Source organism: Endobacterium cereale (genome assembly GCF_009617585.1).
In the GTDB taxonomy this organism is placed as follows: Bacteria; Pseudomonadota; Alphaproteobacteria; order Rhizobiales; family Rhizobiaceae; genus Neorhizobium; species Neorhizobium cereale.
The window spans coordinates 82,877-98,806 of record NZ_WIXI01000037.1; the positions used below are offsets into that span (position 1 = coordinate 82,877).

At 57.8% G+C, this 15,930-nt stretch carries 19 protein-coding genes; 13 read left to right on the top strand and 6 right to left on the bottom strand.

The genetic code is table 11. The annotated features are described in order from the left end of the window. The 6 genes from GAO09_RS06995 to GAO09_RS07020 are packed head-to-tail and all read left to right on the top strand — an operon-like array spanning position 1 to position 6,851. A complete protein-coding gene (locus GAO09_RS06995) occupies positions 1–987 on the top strand; it encodes an ABC transporter permease (protein ID WP_132279059.1) in 987 nt (328 codons plus the stop codon). A 10-nt stretch (positions 988–997) separates the two neighbouring features. Continuing rightward, the gene (locus GAO09_RS07000; RefSeq protein WP_153353318.1) at positions 998–2,173 is read left to right on the top strand and encodes an ABC transporter permease; all 1,176 of its coding nucleotides are present in this window, start codon (positions 998–1,000) and stop codon (positions 2,171–2,173) included. Positions 2,174–2,184: 11 nt separating this feature from the next. Continuing rightward, positions 2,185–3,897: an ABC transporter ATP-binding protein gene (locus tag GAO09_RS07005; RefSeq protein WP_153353319.1), complete on the top strand. Its 1,713-nt coding sequence runs from the start codon at positions 2,185–2,187 to the stop codon at positions 3,895–3,897. A gap of 10 nt (positions 3,898–3,907) precedes the next feature. Beyond that, complete coding sequence (gene otnI / locus GAO09_RS07010; protein WP_153353320.1) at positions 3,908–4,684, top strand: 2-oxo-tetronate isomerase; 777 nt, start codon at positions 3,908–3,910, stop codon at positions 4,682–4,684. Positions 4,685–4,696: 12 nt separating this feature from the next. Next, the gene (locus GAO09_RS07015) at positions 4,697–5,548 is read left to right on the top strand and encodes a 2-hydroxy-3-oxopropionate reductase (RefSeq protein WP_132279071.1); all 852 of its coding nucleotides are present in this window, start codon (positions 4,697–4,699) and stop codon (positions 5,546–5,548) included. Positions 5,549–5,588: 40 nt separating this feature from the next. Then, complete coding sequence (locus tag GAO09_RS07020) at positions 5,589–6,851, top strand: glycerate kinase type-2 family protein (RefSeq protein WP_153353390.1); 1,263 nt, start codon at positions 5,589–5,591, stop codon at positions 6,849–6,851. 82 nt (positions 6,852–6,933) lie between these two features. Here the strand turns inward: GAO09_RS07020 and GAO09_RS07025 are convergent, their stop codons facing one another. Beyond that, positions 6,934–7,317, bottom strand: coding sequence for a type II toxin-antitoxin system VapC family toxin (locus GAO09_RS07025; RefSeq protein ID WP_338015053.1), 384 nt, complete (start codon positions 7,315–7,317; stop codon positions 6,934–6,936). Then, a complete protein-coding gene (locus GAO09_RS07030) occupies positions 7,314–7,514 on the bottom strand; it encodes a type II toxin-antitoxin system VapB family antitoxin (RefSeq protein WP_153353321.1) in 201 nt (66 codons plus the stop codon). Before GAO09_RS07030 ends, GAO09_RS07025 begins: the two co-directional genes overlap by 4 nt. 272 nt (positions 7,515–7,786) lie before the next feature. Between GAO09_RS07030 and GAO09_RS07035 the strand changes: the two genes are divergently transcribed. The 5 genes from GAO09_RS07035 to GAO09_RS07055 all read left to right on the top strand — a co-directional run bounded on the left by GAO09_RS07035 (position 7,787) and on the right by GAO09_RS07055 (position 10,656). Beyond that, positions 7,787–8,926: an alpha/beta hydrolase gene (locus GAO09_RS07035; RefSeq protein WP_153353322.1), complete on the top strand. Its 1,140-nt coding sequence runs from the start codon at positions 7,787–7,789 to the stop codon at positions 8,924–8,926. A 393-nt stretch (positions 8,927–9,319) separates the two neighbouring features. Then, complete coding sequence (locus GAO09_RS07040) at positions 9,320–9,529, top strand: cold-shock protein (RefSeq protein WP_112506291.1); 210 nt, start codon at positions 9,320–9,322, stop codon at positions 9,527–9,529. A 133-nt stretch (positions 9,530–9,662) separates the two neighbouring features. Continuing rightward, on the top strand, positions 9,663–9,887 hold the full coding sequence (locus GAO09_RS07045) for a hypothetical protein (RefSeq protein WP_153353392.1): 225 nt from the start codon (positions 9,663–9,665) through the stop codon (positions 9,885–9,887). A gap of 32 nt (positions 9,888–9,919) precedes the next feature. Further along, positions 9,920–10,288 carry a DUF6481 family protein gene (locus tag GAO09_RS07050; protein WP_153353323.1) on the top strand — a complete coding sequence of 123 codons (369 nt, stop codon included), beginning with the start codon at positions 9,920–9,922 and terminating at the stop codon, positions 10,286–10,288. Positions 10,289–10,497: 209 nt separating this feature from the next. After that, positions 10,498–10,656, top strand: a complete 159-nt coding sequence (locus tag GAO09_RS07055; RefSeq protein ID WP_153353324.1) for a hypothetical protein — start codon at positions 10,498–10,500, stop codon at positions 10,654–10,656. Between the two features lie 9 nt (positions 10,657–10,665). On the opposite strand, the gene GAO09_RS07060 is transcribed toward GAO09_RS07055, so the two are convergent. Next, positions 10,666–10,905 carry a hypothetical protein gene (locus GAO09_RS07060; protein ID WP_153353325.1) on the bottom strand — a complete coding sequence of 80 codons (240 nt, stop codon included), beginning with the start codon at positions 10,903–10,905 and terminating at the stop codon, positions 10,666–10,668. A 169-nt stretch (positions 10,906–11,074) separates the two neighbouring features. Between GAO09_RS07060 and GAO09_RS07065 the strand changes: the two genes are divergently transcribed. After that, positions 11,075–11,602, top strand: coding sequence for a hypothetical protein (locus tag GAO09_RS07065; RefSeq protein WP_153353326.1), 528 nt, complete (start codon positions 11,075–11,077; stop codon positions 11,600–11,602). A gap of 112 nt (positions 11,603–11,714) precedes the next feature. Here the strand turns inward: GAO09_RS07065 and GAO09_RS07070 are convergent, their stop codons facing one another. Continuing rightward, positions 11,715–12,338, bottom strand: coding sequence for a plasmid pRiA4b ORF-3 family protein (locus tag GAO09_RS07070; RefSeq protein WP_153353393.1), 624 nt, complete (start codon positions 12,336–12,338; stop codon positions 11,715–11,717). Between the two features lie 77 nt (positions 12,339–12,415). Next, the gene (locus GAO09_RS07075) at positions 12,416–14,608 is read right to left on the bottom strand and encodes a putative bifunctional diguanylate cyclase/phosphodiesterase (RefSeq protein WP_153353327.1); all 2,193 of its coding nucleotides are present in this window, start codon (positions 14,606–14,608) and stop codon (positions 12,416–12,418) included. A 236-nt stretch (positions 14,609–14,844) separates the two neighbouring features. Here GAO09_RS07075 and GAO09_RS07080 point away from each other — a divergent pair, with 236 nt between their 5' ends. Continuing rightward, complete coding sequence (locus tag GAO09_RS07080; RefSeq protein ID WP_153353328.1) at positions 14,845–15,075, top strand: CrpP-related protein; 231 nt, start codon at positions 14,845–14,847, stop codon at positions 15,073–15,075. Between the two features lie 265 nt (positions 15,076–15,340). Here the strand turns inward: GAO09_RS07080 and GAO09_RS07085 are convergent, their stop codons facing one another. Continuing rightward, positions 15,341–15,838 (bottom strand): GNAT family N-acetyltransferase, encoded by a 498-nt coding sequence (locus GAO09_RS07085; RefSeq protein ID WP_153353329.1) that lies wholly within the window; start codon positions 15,836–15,838, stop codon positions 15,341–15,343. Positions 15,839–15,930 lie beyond the last annotated feature (92 nt).

The following is a 15,930-nucleotide window of genomic DNA, read 5'->3' on the forward strand; positions in this document are numbered from 1 at the left end:
ATGCTTGCTTATGTGGCGAAGCGCGTTCTGTACATGATACCGACCTTGTTCGGCATGTCGCTGATCGCCTTCATGATCATCCAGTTGCCGCCCGGCGACTATCTGACGTCACTTCTGTCCACCATGGCCGATGGGGGACAGAACCTGGACGAGGCCACGATCGCGCGGTTGCGCACACAGTACGGCCTCGACCAGCCGGTCCATGTTCAGTACTTTGTCTGGATTGGCGGAATACTGACCCGTGGCGATTTCGGCTACTCATTCGAATGGAACCAGCCGGTTTCCACCCTAATTTGGGACCGGATGGGATCAACTTTGCTGATCTCGCTGGCAAGCCTTTTAATGGTATGGGCGATCTCGCTCCCAATCGGCATTTATTCGGCGGTGAGGCGGCATTCGTTCGGCGACCACGCCTTCACGTTGCTGGGATTCATCGGGCTTGCCGTGCCGAACTTCATCATGGCGCTTACCTTGATGTATGCCAGCTATCGGTTCTTAGGGCAAAGCGTGGGCGGCATCTTCTCTCCCGCCTTCGTTGATGCTCCCTGGAGCCTTGCCAAGCTCACGGATATGCTGAGCCACATGTGGATCCCGGTGATCGTCATCGCCATGTCCGGCACTGCCGCCATGATCCGCATCCTCCGAGCGAACCTCTCCGATGAACTAAGCAAGCCCTATGTGATCACGGCTCGCGCCAAGGGACTGCCCGAGCACAAGGTTATCCTGAAATATCCCGTGCGCATCGCGCTCAATCCGTTTGTCAGCTCTATCGGCTGGGTGCTGCCGGACCTCGTCTCCGGTGTGACCATCACAGCGATCGTTCTGAACTTGCCGACCGCCGGTCCTTTGCTCCTGCGCGCGTTGGTTGGCCAGGACATGTATCTGGCGGGCAGCTTCATTCTCCTGATGGGTGTGCTGACGTTGGTTGGGATGCTGATCTCCGACATTCTTCTGGCGGTGCTTGATCCGCGAATTCGGTTCAACTGAGGGGGGCGCCATGTTGATCGACAGAAATTCTACCGCCTTACTCGAGACTGGTCCCGCCGTCAGCCCGCTGAAGTCGGGAGGGAAGGTCAAAACTCTGGAAGCTGCCGGACAGTGGACCCTCATCCGCCAGCGCTTCTTCCGCCACAAGGTCGCGGCTGTTGCCGGCGGCATCATTGTCGTGCTCTACTTGATCGGCGCCTTCGCCGAGTTCCTGGCGCCCGGCCTGCCCAACACGTCCCGGCCCCAGTTCACCTTTGCACCACCTCAGAGGATCTCACTATTTGCGCCGAATGCTGATGGCGAGACCAGGTTCCTGCCACATGTCAAGGGCTACAAGATCGAGATCGAGCCTAAGGCGCTACGCCGTAGCTTCGTTGTCGACCAGACGAAGGTCATACCGATCGGCTTCTTCGTCAAAGGTGCGCCTTACAAACTCTGGGGTGTCATCCCGATGGAGACTCATCTGGTCGGTCCACTGGATGCGCGCGAACCAATGTATCTGCTTGGTTCCGACCGCCTCGGTCGAGACCTGATGAGCCGCCTGATCTACGGAACGCGGGTCTCTATGTCGATCGGGCTCGTGGGCGTGGCGATTTCGCTGTCGCTTGGCGTGATCATGGGAGCAGTTTCCGGTTACTATGGCGGTTGGGTCGATACACTCATTCAACGGATCATCGAGATCGTCAGCGCTATGCCGACCATTCCGCTCTGGCTCGGGCTAGCGGCTGCAATCCCGCTTAGCTGGTCGCCGCTTTCTGTCTACTTCATGGTAACGCTGATCGTATCGCTTCTGAGTTGGACGGGGCTCGCACGAGAGGTCAGGGGGCGCTTTTTCTCGCTGCGCGGCGATGACTTCGTCACTGCTGCGAGGCTGGATGGGGCCGGCGAGCGGAGGATCATCTTTCGCCACATCTTGCCGTCGCTCACTAGCCATATTCTCGCAGTCGTGACGCTCGCCATCCCGACAATGATCGTAGCGGAAACGTCCTTGTCATTCCTCGGCGTCGGCCTGAAGCCGCCGGTCGTCAGCTGGGGTGTGTTGCTTCAGGATGCTCAGAACGTCCGCACGGTCGCAACCGCGCCGTGGTTGCTCATCTGGCCCAGCCTCGCGGTCGTGCTCGCGGTGCTGTCCTTCAATTTCTTCGGCGACGGCCTGCGTGATGCAGCCGATCCCTACGACACTTGAGAGGAAGTTCGATGATGAAGCCCAATGCGCTGCTCTCGGTCCGCAATTTGTCGATCGATTTCCACCTCCGGACACATGTGCTCCACGCTGTGCGCGACGTCACCTTCGACCTGAAGCGCGGAAAGACGATGGCGCTTGTCGGCGAAAGCGGTTCGGGAAAATCTGTCACGGCCCGCGGCCTGATGCGGATCATCGACAAGCCCGGCCGTATGACCGGCGGCCAGATCCTGCTCGACGGCCCGGACGGGCCTGTGGATGTCGCCCAGTTTAAGGAGGGGAGCCGCGAGGTGTTGGGCATCCGCGGCGGTCGGATCGGACTGATCTTTCAGGAGCCGATGAGCTCTTTGTCACCGGTTCATACGATCGGCTCGCAGATCGTTGAGGCGGTTCGCCTGCACAAGCGGGTCTCGAAGAAAGAGGCGCGCGTTCGTTGCATTGAGTTGCTGCGCCAGGTCGAAATCCCGCAGCCAGAACTGATGACCGATCGCTACACGTTCGAGTTTTCCGGCGGCATGCGGCAGAGGGCCATGATCGCCATGGCGCTCGCCTGTGATCCGGAAGTGCTAATCGCCGACGAGCCGACGACGGCGCTCGACGTCACGACGCAGGCGGAGATCCTCGACCTCATCAAGCGGCTGCAGGACGAGCGCGGCATGGCAATGCTGCTAATCACCCACGACATGGGGATCGTCGCCGAAGTTGCGGATGAGGTTGCCGTTATGCGCTTCGGCAAGATCGTCGAGCAGGGGCCGGTCGACGACATCTTCCACGCAAGCCGGCATCCGTATACGCGACAGCTTCTCGATGCGACGGTCAAGCTGGAAAGTGGCGCGGCAGGGCGCGCGTTGCCGGCATCGCTCGCTCCGACCGTCGCGCCGGTTCTCTCCATCAGAAACCTGACCAAGATCTACGGCGCACCGTCACGCATGTTTTCGCGCGGCAGCGGTCGCGGCCTGGTCGCCGTCGATGACGCCAATCTTGATCTCTTCCCCGGCGAAAACCTCGGTATCGTTGGGGAGAGCGGCTCGGGCAAGACGACGCTCGGCAGGATGATCCTGCGCATCGTAGAGCCGACGTCGGGTAGCGTCACATACCGTGCCGACGAGGCGGCCTCACCGGTCGATGTCACGACGCTCGGCAAGGCCGATCTGCGGCGCTATCATCAGGATGTGAGGCTGATTTTCCAGGATCCGTTCGCCTCGCTCAATCCGCGCATGACAGTCAAGCAGATCATCGGCGATCCGCTCGTCATCTCCAAGGCCATGTCTGGCAGGGCCGTGGAGGCGCGCGTCGCCGAGTTGCTGGGCAAGGTGGGCCTTGATCCTCTTGCCATGGAACGTTACCCGCACGCGTTTTCAGGCGGTCAGCGCCAGCGCATTGGTATCGCCCGGGCGCTCGCGCTCAATCCCAAGGTGATCGTCGCCGACGAGGCGACCTCCGCGCTCGACGTGTCAATCCGCAGCCAGATACTCGACCTGTTGCTCGACATTCAGAAGCAGTTGCACCTCAGCTTCGTCTTCATCTCTCACGATATCTCGGTCGTGCGGTACTTCTGCGACCGCGTGGCGGTCATGCACAGGGGAAAGGTCGTTGAAGTCGGCGATGCGGAGTCAATCCGCACCAACCCGTCGCAGCCCTACACGAAGCGGCTGATTTCCTCCGTCCCCAATCCGGATCCCCGCAACAAGCGCATGCTTCACCGCCTGCGCGCAGATCAAGTTTGAGCCGTTCAGCATGCCTAAGTTCGCAGCCAATCTTTCCATGCTCTACACCGAGCATTCCTTCATCGACCGCTTTGCCGCCGCCGCTACGGATGGCTTCCGGGCGGTAGAATACGTCAGCCCCTATGAGGAAGTCCCTCAAGCGATCGCCGCCGAGCTGGCACGCCATGATCTGCAGCAAGCCCTGTTCAATCTGCCAGCCGGCAACTGGGCAGTAGGCGAGCGGGGCATAGCCTGCCTGCCGGACAGGGTCGCGGAATTCCAGGCATCCGTGACCAGAGCGATCAAGTACGCGGACGCACTCGGCTGCCGCAAGGTCAACTGCCTTGCCGGCATCGTGCCCGCCGCCGTTGAGCCTGACGTAGCCGAGGCGACGTTCGTAGATAATCTGCGCTATGCTGCCGAACAGTTGGCCGATGCCGGAATCTCGCTGGTCTTCGAGCCGATCAACACCCGCGACATCCCCGGCTACTTTTTGACAACGACGGATCAGGCGGAGCGGATCATGGATCGGGTTGGCCATTCCAACCTACTGATCCAATACGATTTCTATCACATGCAGATCATGCAAGGTGATCTCGTCTCCACCTTCGAGAGGCTGCGGGGCAAGATCGGCCATGTTCAGATCGCTGATAATCCTGGACGCCACGAGCCGGGGAGTGGGGAGATCAACCATGACTTCATCTTCAGGCGCCTGGATGAACTCGGCTACGACGGCTGGGTCGGGTGCGAATATCGACCAGCCGCCGGCACCAGCGAAGGACTGGGCTGGATGAAGGCATATCAGTAAGGAGATTGAGCTTTGAAGATCGGATTTATCGGACTGGGCGTCATGGGCCGCCCGATGGCGCAGCACTTGATCGAAGCGGGCCACGAGCTTTACCTACATCGGGTGAAGCCTGCTTCGACGCATCTTGTCAAGCATGGCGCGACGGCCTGCGCTTCCGCCATGGAGGTGGCGCAGGCTGCCGAAGTCATCATTCTCATGCTGCCCGACACGCCTGATGTCGAAACCGTGCTGTTTGGAGAAGAGGGGGTTGCGCAGGGTCTTAGCAGCGGCAAGCTGGTGATCGACATGAGCTCGATTTCGCCGCTGGCGACCAAGGATTTCGCCGCCCGTATCGAGGCCTGCGGTTGCGACTATGTCGACGCGCCTGTCTCGGGCGGAGAGGTCGGCGCAAAAGCCGCCTCGCTCACGATCATGGCCGGCGGAAAGCCGGAAGCGTTTGAGCGCGCAAAGCCCCTGTTTGAAAAGATGGGCAAGAACATCACGTTGATCGGCGGTGTCGGCGATGGTCAGATCGCCAAGGTCGCCAACCAGATCGTCGTCGCCCTCAACATTCAGGCCGTATCGGAAGCTATCAGGTTTTCCAGAAAGGCGGGCGCCGATCCGACCGTCGTTCGCAAAGCCCTGTTGGGCGGTTTTGCAGCGTCGCGGGTTCTCGAAATTCACGGAGAGCGGATGATTAACGAAGCCTTCGAGCCCGGCTTCCGCATGCGCTTACATCATAAGGATCTGTCGTTGGCGCTGGAATCCGCACGCCTGCTGGAGATTATGCTGCCCAATACCGCAATGGTGCACCAGTTGATGAACAGTGCCCTGGAAAAAGGTCTGGGTGACACGGACCACTCGGCGCTCATTAAGGCATTATGACGTTGCCACCGCGAAGTTCGACCGACAGGAGCAACGCACGATGATCGCAGACCCCCGACTGTTCTTGACATCGCTATATGAAGCGGCGGTAGAGGCCGCCGATCCATTGAGCAGGATCAGGGACCTTCTGCCACCTCCGCCTGTTGGCGGGCGTGTGGTCGTCGTCGGCGCCGGAAAGGGCGCAGCACAGATGGCGCGTTCGCTGGAGAGGCTTTGGTCTGGCCCTCTGACAGGTGTGGTGGTTACGCCCTATGGTTACGAATGCGAGACGCAGTGCATTGAGGTTATCGGTGCGGCGCATCCGGTCCCGGACCAAGCGGGTCTCGATGCTGCCGAGCGATTGAAAGCAGCAGTATCGAACCTCTCGAACCAGGATCTCGTGATTGCACTGATCTGCGGCGGAGGTTCGGCACTCCTGCCCGCGCCGCCGGACGGTTTTGCTCTTGCCGACGAGATTGCCCTGAACGAGCAACTGCTGGTGTCAGGTGCTCCGATCTCAGCGATGAACGGAGTTCGCAAGCAATTCTCGACGATCAAGGGAGGAAGGCTGGCGGCTTTGACAAAGGCGCGGGTGGTGAGCTTCGTGGTGTCAGACATTCCTGGAGACGATCCGGCATTGGTGTCGTCTGGCCCAACAATCCCTAATTTCGGCAGTCGTCATGATGCCCTGGAGATAATTGCACGGTATCGGCTAAAGCTCCCGCAACGAATGCTCGACTTCATTGGATCGGACGCCGCTCGCGCACCGAGCCCGGCGGATGCACCCTTTGCCAGGCACAGCCACCACCTCGTATCCTCCGCCCGCATTTCGCTCGAAATGGCAGCAGCATCTGCCCGCGCCTCAGGAGTAACACCCTTAGTGCTGTCGGATTGCATCGAGGGCGAAGCGAAAGATGTCGGCCGTGTGCACGCGGCCATCGCACGCGAGATCGCATTGGATAATAGCCCGTTTATCCGGCCCTGCGTGCTGTTGTCGGGTGGCGAGACGACGGTTACACTTCGGTCAAAGTGCGGCAAGGGCGGACGGAACGGAGAGTTCGCGCTGTCTCTCGCGCTTGCGATCGATGGTCTCGATGTGTTCGCACTGGCCGCCGACACCGATGGTATAGATGGCTCAGGGGATAATGCTGGGGCATTTGCTGATGGCACCAGCGTCGCCCGCTTCATCGCGAAGCATGTAAACGGCGATGCGAAGCTTTCGGCCAATGACAGTTATGCCGCCTTTGCGGCCGTCGACGATCTTTTTGTCTGCGGACCGACTGGCGTCAACGTCAATGATTTCAGGGCTATACTGGTCCGATAAGGCTCGTAGTGAGTATGGGACGCAGGTTCGAATCCTTTCAAGAGCTTAAGCTATCATCGCTCGAAAGCTCCTCGCTGTATGTCTAGTGGGGAAGATTCGCGGAAGGATAAACCGCCGCGCCAACCTTCTGAGCCGCAGCCACCAAGCGTTTATCCCTCGTCCACAAGCTTGATCGTCGATCTAGGAGGGTTGAAGTCAACAGATGTGCATCGGTATAGCCGATCCCCATGCTGAATACCGAATAGCGGTCAATGACTGTCATCACCTCTGCATGGGGCGCGACCACTGCCTCACGCTGAGCTGCAAGAAACGCTAATACCGCATCCCGATCTCGCAGACTGCCTAGGGCCAGTTCGCCGACAACGAAAGGGTGGCAAAGCAACCGATCATCTCCGATGATTTTGGTCAGCTCCGAGTCACCGTGTCGAAAATGATCAATCCAGATCGAGCTATCGACAAGGATCACTTGCTCAATTCGCTCCGGCGGCGAGGTGCTACCTCAGCCTCGGGCATAGTCCCGCCAAGGGCGATCAGCCGTTTGCCGGATTCGACTCTTACCAAAGTCTCGAGTGCTTGACGCACAAGAGCCGCCGTTTCCTTTGTGCCTGTAAGGGACTTGGCCCGTTCCATAAGGTTGTCGTCGAGACTAATAGTAGATCGCATAGGTAGCTCCAGTGTTGAAACACACATAGCACCAATTGGTGCAATAATCTACGCCTCTCGAGCAGCCATTGCCACCAAGCCTATCGCGTGTCGCCGGTTCAATCCCCATCAAGGCGAAAGAAGGCCCTCTGCCTTACCCGGACGCATCAAAAACAGCACTTCCGTTTCGGCTTCCGCGCATCAGGTGGAGCGAACAGGTCTCAGGTTAATAGACTTGTTGTGACAACACGGTAGAAGATTACTCTTATGCCGATTTTCCAGCTCTTCCCGGAATGTCGATTGGGAGTTCCTGCCACCCGAGTCAAGAGTTCCGTCCATTGCGCCTCACATTTCTTATCCTCATCGCCATTGCGGCGCTTTCCTCATGTGCCCGACCGGGACCTGAGAACCTGATGGTCGTCGCTTCTGTTCACCAAGCGACGCGTGTTGCAATCCTCGTCGCGACCGACCGTGTTCCCGATGACAGCAAGAGCGGGGCTTTCACCGCTGGCAGAGGTGATCGATTAAGATACTCCGAAGTCACCCTCTCGATCCCACCGACACATCGGCCGTCCAAAATTGAATGGCCAGTCTCCAAGCCCGATCCGCGGACGTCCTTCGCGGTGATCGGCCGACGTGACCTGACAGCTGGGGAGTTTGCGACGCTTGCGCGGGGTACGGCCGGGTCACCCGTCTATGGGCGCGCCGGAATCTTTGTTCATGGCTACAACTACAGCCATCAGGAGGCGCTCTTCAGGCTGGCCCAGATGACTGCAGACTCGAAGGTCCAGGAGCGGGCCATTCTCTTCGACTGGCCGTCGCAGGCAGAGGTGACAGGATATGTCGCCGACAAGGATTCGGCAGCCTTCGCGCGGGACGATTTTGCTCAGGTCCTCTCCGATCTTTCGGCCGTCGGCGTGCGTCCCACGATCATGGCGCATAGCATGGGTGCATGGCTGGCGGTCGAGTCGATGCGGCAGCTGTCGCTGATGGGGAAGAGGCACGTCGTCCGGTCAATCGATCAGCTCGTTCTCGCAGCGCCCGACATCGACATTGATCTTCTGCGCAAGCAGTTATCAGTGACAGACAGGCTTTCCAAGCCGATCGTCGTGCTGGCGTCGAAGGACGATGTCGCGCTTGCGCTTTCCAAACGGCTTGCCGGATCCGCGGCAACTGCGGGCTCCCTGGATATTGATGATCCAAGAACGCGAGAACTCGCCATCGAGGAAAACCTCGATATAGTCGACATCTCGAAAATCCCGTCGCTGAACGGCACCAACCATGATCGGTTTGCATCGCTGGCAGCGGTCTATCCACAACTGCGGCAAGGGTTCTCCAACCGGGTGGCGGGAACAGGCGCGATCGTGCTGAACGGGGTGGGCGGCGCGATCTCGGCGCCATTCAGGCTCGGGGGTGCAATCCTTGCTCAGTGACGCATCCTTGGGGATTCGGCCGGACCGGTTGAAGTTTACACCGACGGCTCGTTCGACAATGGATTTGGTGGAGAGGATGGACGTTCGTCGTCATCGACAACAAAGCTCAAATCGACGAAGGATGGGGACAGTTAGCGAGGGCTCGTGAAGAAAGCCGAGAAGAGCGATATGGCGCGATAGAATAAGGCCTCAATATGTAACCTGAACCAAAGGTTGACTTTCGGACCGCTCGCCTCTATTTGTAGTTTATCGATATTTTGCTTGCTGAGCTTTGGTTACCGCGCGATTAGCACCGTGCTTTGAACGAACCTTCCTTTCAAAAACATCGCTATCTCCATCCGCGTTGCACCTGTTGCGCGGTCGATCAATCATGCTTTGAAAGGGTTCATCATCATGACCACCGGCACAGTAAAATGGTTTAACTCCACCAAGGGTTTTGGCTTCATTGAACCTGACAATGGCGGCGCTGATGCGTTCGTCCACATCTCGGCGGTCGAACGTGCTGGTATGCGCGAAATTGTCGAAGGCCAGAAGCTTGGCTACGAACTCGAGCGCGACGTGAAGTCGGGCAAGATGTCGGCTTGCAATTTGCAGGCTGCCTAAGCCAACCGGGTATCTGCTTTCCGTTGACCACGGATGTACTGGCACTGTCGAGAGCATGATACCCACCAAGGTCAGGCAGTTTGCCTGGCCTTTTTTGTTGCCGCCGTATTCGGACGGCCTGAACCGGAACCCCATGTCACAGACACACAGCAAATCTCGCCAGCAGGCCGAGATCGCCTTCGGCGATGCTCAAACACAGTTTTTCGCGCGCAACAGCGCTGTCGAAGAGCTCGACTCACTAGTTCGTGCCCGCGAGGAAAAGACCCTGCGGCTTCGCGAAGCACGGATGGCAAAAGAAGAGCACGACCGCACGGCAGCAACTGCTTCACTGCTCGCCAAGCGTGCGAAAATCCGCTGAATTTCTTTCGCAATCCACCCAAGGACAAACATTTGAAGAACGCTAGAAACAATGAACTCTCCGATCGCCGCGCCGCAGCAGCAGGGGCAAAGGCTGCTCTCCTGAATGCCTATCGCAGTGCAAAGACCACAGCCGAGCCAACCACTATGGCAAAGCGGGCGGAACGGATGGCCATCGCGGCGGCCAGGGAAGAGCGTCGCCTTGAGCGCGAACGGGTAAAAATTGCGGAGTCGGAGCGCCTGGTGACCGAGGAAGCCGAGAAGCTGGAAGCCGCAGCCGCCGAGGCTGAAGCACGCGATATGCGCGAAAAAAGCCTTATCGCACGGGTGATAGAGGATGAAGCGGCACGAAAGGCTGAGCGCGATCGGCGCTATGCCAGTCGCAAAGCACGACAGGCCTAGGTTCCCGGATCGGCCACACGCGTGTTTGCTGCCGGTTTGCATCGGTCATCGCGTTCTGCTGCCGAGGAGATATCGTTCCACGTCGCCGCCACAAACCTTCTTGATCTCGGCGACGGTGAAACCTTTGGCTCCGGCGCTCTCTACCAAAACTTTCGCTTGGTCGCGGAAATCGGCCTTGTCGCGGTAAAGCTCTTGTCTTTGGAGGAAAGATGGTAGCGGAACTCTATACGGCCAATGATCCCGAATCCCGCCTGGCGCTTTTCGACTTTGCCTTCGAGAACGCGCCGATCGGGATCGCCCTGGTCGATCTTGAGGGCCGCATCATTCGCCGTCTGTCGCTGTCGATCACCAGACCATATCTCCCTTGATGAAGGCGTCTAGAGGAAGACCGCGAGACCTTCCATATTGACGACATAGATGAACTCTTCCCATGCTTCGTGCGCAGATGCGAAGGATTCATTCCATTCGGTGACCTGGTCTTCTAAGCTTGTGACCTCCATCCGCCAATCATCACCGGCTGGGGGACGGAAGATTTCCACAATGACGGTGATGTCGTTTTCAGTGTAGCGGCCGGAGAGTTCTGAGCGTTCAGAGGAGGGAAGATCTGTCTGGGTCATGGGTCTGGCACTGTTGGTCGGCAGGCTCAAGATTACCGGAGGACGTCGAGTTTTTGCAAGCCGGCTAAGAGGCAATTGGCGCCGTTTTGATTCCAGCAAAAGTTGATGTAGACATCTGCCGCCATCCAACACAGCGTTCCATGCGCATCCCCAGGTCTTCAACAGCCATATGAAAAAGCCTCAGCGTAGTTTCGTCGTAGAATACAAATCCGGTCGTCGAAAACTCGACAGCAAGGCACCGAGCTCCATCTGGGGCAATCTGGACCTGAAGTCCGTGGCCCGCGATGTCGAGGTTGTTCTAGTCCAGAGCGAACCTTCCAAGCCGGGGGAAACGTCAGCACCAGCTCATGTCCCTGAACAATCCGCCCCGACCTCAGCAAGCATCGACATGGTCGACATTGCTGGTTTGGAGGTTTCAATCGATGATGTCAGCGCAGCGCCGGATAGGGCTGATGAGCAAGACATTGGCGCTGCCGTGCCGGCGATACGTCGGCGCAAGTCGGGACGGGCTGTCAGGGAGCGCCGATCGCCTGCCGGACGGCGGCTTCCACAAGACCGCAGACAAACACCGGTCGAGCACAATGAACCGGATGATCTCGAGCAGCTCGAGGTAGAGAACCGTCTTTTAAGGACGATGCTGGCGGCAAAACTCCGCAAGGAAAATTCGTGGCTTCGAGAGCGCCTCCAGCATCGATAACGGAGGGCGGTCGCAGATAGGCCATTTGATCCTGTAAGTTGATCGCCGATCCTTCGACGGAATCTCTTAAATCGACGGGGTTCTTGCCGATGAGCCCGCCTGTTTGCTCAACTCATTTCTTCGAGACCGCTTTCGGCTTCGGTTGATACAGGCGTCGCCTGGCATTCGACCGAAGAGCATTCCGGAGATCTTTGTCCGTCATCGCAAGATCGAACCATTCCGGATCGAAATGACTACCACACCAGCGAATGGTCTCTTCGAACTCCGGATCATCCGGGTCGGTGATGATCTCGAGAAACCGCTCGTAGCCCGACACGCCGCCAACATCTTCAGGCGGGCGCGCTCTGTCGCCGGCAATACAGCTGCCTTGTTTCGGCGTAGTCGCGAGCGTCAAGAACTCCTCGATCGCAATGGTGTGCCGCCAGCCGTCTCCGAAATCATAGTGGTAGCTGAATACTGCGCCCTCCTCGAAATCCAGAAGGCGAACCTCCGTCTGATCGAACACTCGGGGATCCTCGTCAGTCGCGTCTTCAGTCAGGATCTCGACGTCGCCATAACGTAGACCACCGATGCGAAACTCATAGAGGTGATAGTTCCACCAAGTGAAGGCGGCCTGGATCCCAAGGTGCAACTGTTCGAGGTTCCAATGAACCGGCAGGATCAAGCGGCGCCAGATGTCCGGATTGATCTCGTCGATAGAAACTCTGATCTGCGCGGCGTTCGGAGCTTTAAACATAGCATGAGTGAACAAGCACGGCGGTGGCCCGTCAAGAGGTCCTTCGTGGCCACTTGCCCACGCAGCTTGATCCTTGCTTAGGCGGTGCCGGAGCTTGCCACGTTCAGAGTTTGTTTTGCCCCGGTCACGAGCGCGACAACAGCCTGACGAGGCAAAGGCCGGGATAAAAGAAAACCCTGGAGATCGTCGCAGCCGAGACTTTCAAGAGCCGCTCGTTGCTCTACGGTCTCTACACCTTCTGCGGTGATCTTGAGGCCCTTCGCTCGTGCCATGTCGATCATCGCAACAACCAGCGCTCTGCTATCGCTGCGATGCATCTCGTCAACAAAGGACTTGTCGATTTTAATCCGGTCGACCTCGATCTTTTGCACGCGTGAAAACGAGGAATAGCCGGTTCCGAAGTCATCAATAGCAAAACTAACGCCAGCTGCTCGCAGCATCGAGATTGTTCGTTCGAGCTCGCCCCGGTCGTCTGCGGTCGCCGTTTCAGTCATCTCGATTTCCAGTCTGGCCGGGCTTACCTGCCACTTGGCCAGAGCTGTCAAAACGCGCAGCGCGTAGCCAGGCGATTCAAGTTCAAGCGTAGAAGCATTGACTGCCACCGAGATGTCAGGAAGCTCGGCCAGCGTCCTGCATGCGTCTTCCAACACAAATGCACCGATGTCGCTGATAAGGCCTATCTCTTCGGCCAGAGGAATGAACTGATCGGGACTGATATAGCCAAGTGTCGGATGGTTCCAGCGGGCAAGAGCCTCCAGCGAGCAGAGGGCCCCACTATTTGCAGCAAACACCGGCTGGTAGAAGGTTTCAAACTGGATCCGGGTCTCAACCGCTGATCTTAGATCGTTTTCCAACGCTCTACGCTTGCGCAACAGCTCGTCCATATGCTCCCCGAACAGCGCGTAAGTATTCCTGCCGGCGGCCTTGGCGTGATAAAGCGCTATATCGGCCTGGCGGGTCAGTTCAACCGGATCGCAAGAGCCGGCTGCAAACGCCACGCCGACGCTTGCACCAATAACGATATGCGCCACCTCGATCTCGAAGGGCATTCTCAGACCATGAACGAGCTTTCTGGCCAGTTCCTCGGCGTTCCGCGCGTCGTCGCCCTGCAGCAGGATCGTAAATTCGTCGCCTCCTATGCGGGCTATGAGAGCGTTAGGGAGAAGGTCGCGCATACGGGTTGCGGCCGAACTGATCAGCTTATCGCCAACCGGGTGGCCGAACGTGTCGTTGACAGCCTTGAAGCGATCAAGATCTACAAACAAGACGCAGTGCAGCTCGTCGGCCTGTGCGTTTGGGAGCCTTCGATCGAGTTGCTCGCCAAAGTGACCGCGATTTGCAAGACCTGTTAGTGCATCGTGAGAGGCTTGATGCCTAAGCTCGGCGCGGCTCGCAGCCAAGCGCTCCGAGCGACGCCAAATTGCGCCTCCAGCCAAACTGGTCCCCGCAAACAATGCGATGAACGCGAGCATGAGGGCAGGGGTAGTGGCCTCAAGTACGTGCTGCCCAGGTCGAAATGGTTTCCAACGGAAATAGCCGAATACCTGTCCATCTCGGGCAATCAGCGGTACGAAGGCGATGTTGCGTCCTGTCGGCTGTTTTGCCGCAAATTCTAGGTCAGCGAACTCATATTCTCGGCCGATCACTGCGGGCAGATCACCGTCGAGATAGCGGACTGCCACGTGTAGCATCTCTTGGCCAGGAATTTGCTCAAGATTACCAGTGTCCGACACGATCGGCTTCACACTAACGATCGCGGGTCGAAAGCCCACATAGGCAAGATCCGCTTCTCCTATCGATAGGATCGTGTCACTGGTGCCTTCGGTATCTCCGACAGACAGTCGCGCCTGGAGCATTTTGGCAAGCGGCAGATAGGCCTTCTGAAAATCGCCGGGCGTTGGAGCATGGTCTGGATCTGATGAGAACTGGTATAAGGATGAAAGGTCAGGCCTCAGGATTAGCGCGGCGTCGTGGCCGAAATAGCTGTGCATCCAGGAGCCAAGGTTCGCCTCGATCCATTCGAGGTTCCCGCTGGTTGCATTTCTGACGGCATCGTCCCAAACCGTTGCGCTTTCCTGATCATGCGCAACGCCAACCTTTAGCTTCGCGACCGTGAGCGTGACGAGATCGCGTTGCCGAAGCGCCGCGACTTCATCGGTTCTTGCTGCCGCCCAAGTCAAACTGATGAGAAGCAAACCACAAAGCGCCAAGGAGGCACAAAACGGCAAAACCCATCGTAGAAACCACTGTGATTGAAGCTGCATTGTCATTCGCGGGCCGTCATCCTGTATTTGATGAGACGGTAAAACAGCGGCTGTTAAAACGACGCCAAGCAAGTTGGTTAGAAGCTGGTTAAAGGCCCGTGTACGCTAACGTACCAGTGCGATCGGCCGCTTGAAGTGAGAACTCTTTATGGGCTGAGGTAAGCTTCGAGCAAGCCTTGATTCGCAGAAGGCCTCGGCAGCTCTAAAGCCTGCGAGAGCCCAGCGACGATCATGAGGATCGAATGACTTTCGATGTTGAAATAATCCTTGACTGGCAACAACGGGGAATAAACGCCCGGGTTCTGGGTCTCTCTGCAAGCGAAAATCCAGTAATGCCGTATCTTGAAAGAACAGAGTGTCCCCAAGAGAGGGATGGCTGGCTGCAGAGAGCAGAGGCGTGGGTGTTCGGCTGGAATATCGAGAATGCGGCACGTGCCTTTCAGCAACCGAATTGCTTGTTTCGCGGCAGCTGATCGTGCTCATCCTGAACGGCGACGTGGTCCAGCAGAGGAGTATCGAACTGCTGGTATCACCACGAGGGTGGCCGAAGGAATTTCTCGCTGCTCCGCCACGGGCCTCAGCAACCGACCGACGGGATAGTGACGATCAAATCATCGGTCTGCGCTCAGAGATGGCCCAAGTCGTTACGATTATAGCGCGCTTAATGCTCGGAAACACAGGTTCGCTTCCGATCGAGAACTTGAACAGCTCGGCTCCCTACCGAGCTAGGATAATGTTTTAAGGATCTCGTTGTAAGATGATGGCGTCTCCCTTGTCACGGCACACCTTATCGATTTCTTTGTAGCCCAAGCGTTCAGCGAGACGAAGTGATAGAACGTTTCCCACAGCAATAAGACATGCTGTTGGCTGCCTGTGATCGCGCTCGAACCAATGCTGCACTGCTTGCGCTGCCTCGGTCGCATATCCGCGCCCATGGAACCCGCTTTGAAGAGTCCAGGACATTTCAATATTTGTGTCCGCTCGGCCCAGCGGGCGTTCGAACACCGCAAACCCTACTTTGCCTGCGTAAGTGTTTTGCGCGCGTTCAATTATCGAAAATTGCCCGAAACCCATCAACTGCCAGTGCCCGACGTCGCGTAAGAGCCGGGTCCAGATTTCGCTGCGGTTGAGCTTGCCGATCTGTCGTAACACAGGCTCTTCCGAGAACATCTCGATCATAGGCTTGAAATCGGAATAAATCGGCGGACGAAGAATAAGACGAGGTGTTTCAATCATGCTCTGTCAGTTCTATTTTACGAGAGTTGTGGCCGGGTATGATCATTCTAACGGGGAGAGCTAAAGTCCTCACCTGTATCTGGCATCCCGCT